This window comes from Thermogemmatispora sp., assembly GCF_019683755.1.
In the GTDB taxonomy this organism is placed as follows: Bacteria; Chloroflexota; Ktedonobacteria; order Ktedonobacterales; family Ktedonobacteraceae; genus Thermogemmatispora.
This window is the reverse complement of the sequence record NZ_JADGHT010000371.1, coordinates 1-4,287: the sequence shown is the minus strand read 5'-3', so window position 1 is coordinate 4,287 and position 4,287 is coordinate 1. Positions and strand designations below refer to the sequence as shown.

Annotated in this window: 6 protein-coding genes; 5 read left to right on the top strand and 1 reads right to left on the bottom strand. The window is 56.8% G+C overall.

Going from position 1 to position 4,287, the window contains the following annotated elements:
• The 4 genes from IRZ24_RS17365 to IRZ24_RS17350 form a co-directional block, all read left to right on the top strand.
• Positions 1-353: DUF444 family protein (locus IRZ24_RS17365; RefSeq protein ID WP_297166986.1), on the top strand; the 353-nt coding region annotated here is incomplete at its 5' end.
• A 25-nt stretch (positions 354-378) separates the two neighbouring features.
• Positions 379-1,839: a SpoVR family protein gene (locus IRZ24_RS17360; RefSeq protein WP_297166983.1), complete on the top strand. Its 1,461-nt coding sequence runs from the start codon at positions 379-381 to the stop codon at positions 1,837-1,839.
• A gap of 247 nt (positions 1,840-2,086) precedes the next feature.
• A complete protein-coding gene (locus IRZ24_RS17355) occupies positions 2,087-2,608 on the top strand; it encodes a hypothetical protein (RefSeq protein WP_297166980.1) in 522 nt (173 codons plus the stop codon).
• A gap of 68 nt (positions 2,609-2,676) precedes the next feature.
• A complete protein-coding gene (locus tag IRZ24_RS17350; protein WP_297166977.1) occupies positions 2,677-2,895 on the top strand; it encodes a hypothetical protein in 219 nt (72 codons plus the stop codon).
• Between the two features lie 145 nt (positions 2,896-3,040).
• Here the strand turns inward: IRZ24_RS17350 and IRZ24_RS17345 are convergent, their stop codons facing one another.
• Complete coding sequence (locus tag IRZ24_RS17345; RefSeq protein ID WP_297166975.1) at positions 3,041-3,658, bottom strand: sulfite oxidase-like oxidoreductase; 618 nt, start codon at positions 3,656-3,658, stop codon at positions 3,041-3,043.
• Between the two features lie 429 nt (positions 3,659-4,087).
• On the opposite strand from IRZ24_RS17345, the gene IRZ24_RS17340 reads away from it, so the two are divergent.
• Positions 4,088-4,287, top strand: a 200-nt coding sequence (locus IRZ24_RS17340; protein WP_297166971.1) for a hypothetical protein, incomplete at its 3' end; no start/stop codon positions are given.

The following is a 4,287-nucleotide window of genomic DNA, read 5'->3' as shown; positions in this document are numbered from 1 at the left end:
GTGGTACACAGGTGTCGTCAGCCTATGAGCTGGCGCTGCAAATCATCAAGGAGCGCTTCAATCCCAACGACTGGAATATCTACCCCTTCCATTTCTCGGATGGCGACAATCTCCCCTGGGATAATGATCGCTGTGTGCAGTTGGTGCAACAGCTCATCGAGCTGTGCAATATCTTCGGCTACGGCGAGATCCGCGAGGGTCACTATCGCTCTCCCAGTACCTTGATGTCGGCCTATAGCCGCATCACGGATAAGAAGTTTGTCGCCGTGACCATCTCCGATAAGAAGGAAGTCTATCCGGCGCTGCGCAAGTTCTTCGCGCGCCGCGGCGATGCTGTGCCTGCTGGCAGATAAGTGCTAGTGCAAGGGGGAGATGCCTATGGCGGATAGCGATCTGGAGCGCCTGCGTGATCGCATCGGTTATGCCTGGGAGATTGCCCATGAGTTCGGGCTAGATCCTTTCCCGACTCATTTTGAGCTGGTCCCGGCAACCATTATGTACGAGTTCGCTTCCTACAGCTTGCCGGGCCGCTTCAGCCACTGGACTCATGGAAAGGCGTACTACCGTCAGAAGATGCTCTACGATCTGGGCCTGAGCAAGATCTATGAGATGGTAGTCAATACGAACCCGAGCTACGCCTTTTTGATGGAGATGAATGATCTGCTCCAGAATACCTTTGTGGCGGCGCATGTCTTCGGGCATACCGATTTCTTTAAGAATAATGTCTACTTTCAGCACACATCGCGCCGGATGATCGAGCGCGCGAGTTTGAACGCGGAGCGCATCGCGAAGTACGAGTTCGATCATGGCAAGCTGGAGGTGGAGCGCTTTCTTGATGCCGTCCTTTCGATTCAGGAGCATGTCGACTACCATCTCTTCTTGAAAGGGGAGGCTGATGAGGAGGACGAGCAGCGTAGGCGGCATGAGGAGACTCGTACACGGCCTTCGACAGAATATGATGATCTCTGGGAGCTGGATCGTGAGGAGAAGGAGCGCCGCGCCGAGGAGGAGCGCGAGCGCCGCCGTGGTCGTCCGCCGAAGTTCCCCGAGAAACCGCAGAAGGATCTCTTGCTCTTCTTGATCCGCCATTCCCCTATTCTGGAGCCCTGGCAGCGCGATGTGATCGAGATTGTGCGTCAGGAGTTCTTGTACTTTGTGCCTCAGATGCAAACAAAGGTCATGAATGAGGGATGGGCCTCGATATGGCACTCGCGCATCATGCGTGAGATGGCCGACCGTGGCATTCTCTCCGATGCCGAGACGGTGGAGTTTGCGCGCATGCATGCCAGTGTCCTTTCGCCCTCGCGCACCTCGCTCAATCCCTACTACCTGGGCTACAAGATTTTCGAGGATATTGAACGCCGTTGGGATAATCCAACGAAAGAGGAGCAGGAGCGCCTTGGACGCAAACCAGGAATGGGACGCCAGAAAATCTTTGAGGTGCGTGAGCTGGATAACGATGTCTCGTTCTTGCGCAACTATCTGACCAAGGAGCTGGTCGAGGAGTTGGATCTTTACCTGTATAAAAAGGAAGGCGATGAGTGGGTGATTGTGGAAAAGAACTGGGAGAAGGTGCGCGACGGCATCGTGGCCAGCATGACAAATTTCGGCTTCCCCTATATTGTGGTCGACGATGGGGACTATCGCGGCAATCGCGAACTCTATCTGCGCCATCTGCATGAGGGCCAGGATCTTGACCTGGTCTATGCTGAAAAGACGCTGCAATATGTCTATCAGCTCTGGGGGCGTCCCGTGCACCTGGAGACGGTCTACGATGGCAAGCGCATTCTGCTCTCCTACGATGGCGAGCGCAATAGTAAGACAACGCTGGAGCGCTAAACTCTGACAGCTCGCTTTCGCTGGGCCTTGCTCCAAGGGCTGGCGCGGCAGCCGCAGGTGTTGAGGATCAGCTCAACTCGCTGCCGCGCTCTTGTCTTGTAGGGAAACTTCGTCTATAATAGCTGCTGCATACTGTAGTATCCTGTCTTACATCTCCTCCAGGCACTTGAGGGGTCCCGCGTATCGTTGATAGATCCTCCTCTTCTCTCCTGGTATGGGTTGATGGTTTGGTCTCAAGGAGGATTTCATGCCATTTGGCCCTCATCTGCTGATTTCTTCTGAGGCAGAACAGTGGGTTCTGAACCGCGTTTATTATGAACCAGAGCAGGACGATCGGAACACTTTTGCCACGGCGCTGAGTCAGGTAATCGATGAAGCCCAGTGGTATGCGGTGACGTCTGCTCTGCTCTACCAGCATGGTTTGCCCAAAGGAGTCATGTTGCGCGTGGCCCTCCCAGGGGAGCAGGCCTTAACGGCTGCTCATGAGGAGGTGCTGGAGGCCGAGGGATTCAGCCCGGAGGCCCTGGGCTGGGTGCTGCGCTTCCCTCTCAGTTGGGAGCTGGATGAGGGCTATCGGGCGCTCCAGGAGGAGCTGGAGCGGCGGGTTGATCTGCGCGATCCGCGTCTTCCTCACGATGAGCATAGCAGCGTGGCGGAGCACAATATGAACGTCCTCGCAGAGGTGGCGCGTGAGGCGCTCGGTCTCAATCTGGATGGCTCCTTTGAAAGTGTCAAAAAGCTGGATGAGCTGCTGCTCATGGGGGGGTAGAGGCGGAATGGCGCTTTCGGCTCCTCTCTCCGGCGACGCTGATCGCCTGTGGAGACTATACGGCTGAGGTGGCGGTGCGCACCTTTCCTGAGCTGCACTGGAGCGACAATGAGACGGATAAGACTCAACCGCTGGCATTTGAGGGAAGCCTCATGCCAGGGAGTGGCAGTGGAGGGAAGATGAACCCGCGCACCAAGGCCATCAAGCGCTGTCTTTATGGGGCTGGCGACTCGCTCTATAGTTTGATCGTGGTCGTAATCGGCATGCTGCGCCGAAACCGCTCCTAGTGCTCTGTCTCAGTCGGTGTACTGCGCCGCGCCGGTGCTCCAGCCAGCCTTGCTGAAGTCAAGCTTCGGCAATGGCGGGACGGGCGACCGGCGCGCGGTCTGTTCTCTGTTGCCTGCTAGCGAGAGGGCAGGCAACTGTAAGCAACTACCAGTAACGCTCTTCCTTCCACGGATCACCGCGATTGTGGTAGCCGCGCATCTCCCAGAAACCGGGACGGTCCTCGGCCATGAACTCCAGGCCGTCAAGCCACTTAGCGCTCTTGTAAAAGTAGAGCTTGGGCACGACCAGGCGCACAGGGCCGCCGTGGTCCGGCTCCAGGTCCTTGCCATCGTGCTTGATGGCGATCAGGACATCATCATCGTCAAGGCTGGAGAGCGGCATATTGGTGGTGTAGCCGGTCCAGGAGTGGGCCATGACGTACCTGGCGCTCGGCAGTGGACGGGCGCGCTTGAGAATTTCGCGGATATGGACGCCTTCCCAGGTGTTATCGAAACGGCTCCAGGTGGTGACGCAGTGGATATCGGTCGTGATGGTCACCCGTGGCAGCGCGAGAAACTCTTCCCACGTCAGTTCAAAAGGCTGTTCGACCTCTCCAGTGATCTTGAGCCGCCAATCAGGCGGAAAGCTCGGGGTGCGCTCGTAGCTCAGCACCGGCCATTTCTTGGTCAGGTACTGGCCGGGCGGTAGCCGATCCTTTCCCTCTTTGAGGTGAGCATTGGTGGCTGTTTCAGTTTCCGATGCCTGCCGTCTAAACAGACTCATGCTGCTGATCTCCTTATACCTGGTGATTCCAGGTGAGCAATGGCGAGCAAAGGTCAGACGAACGGCGTACGGAGAGCCGATTGACGCTCAGCGTTTCAACTCTCCAGCTTCTCCGCTCGATTGCTAGCGTTCCCTTTTCTCTCTGGTTATGTTACAACACTAACAACAGCCTCGCCCAGAGAAAAATTCCCTTGGCCGCCAGTGACGGCCCGACAAGGGAACTCGGGAAGACTGCGGATGGGGCGGGTGTTGTGCTTTGGGTGGCCAGACACTACAATAGAGGAGCGGCGAGGCCAGTGACCGCATTGGCCTGCCGGTAGAGGCTCAGGACAGGGAGCAGCCCAAGATCTGGGTGCCAGAGGATTGGACCCTTGCTTCGTGGATGAGCATCCTAATCCTATCGGAGGCAGAGGCAGGAGGGAGTGAGCGATGATTACGCTGCTGCTGGCAGTCGGCGGAGCGCTGATTGTCATGGCAATATTGACGCTGGGACGTCTGGGATTTGGACGGCGGGAGCCTGTTGAGGCTCGCCGCTTTCTGCGCTGGCTTGTTGGCTATTTTGTTTTCAATGTCGTTTTTTCCTTTCTATTAGTCTATTTTGAGCTACCGGCTCTCACTGGGCCGTTGGG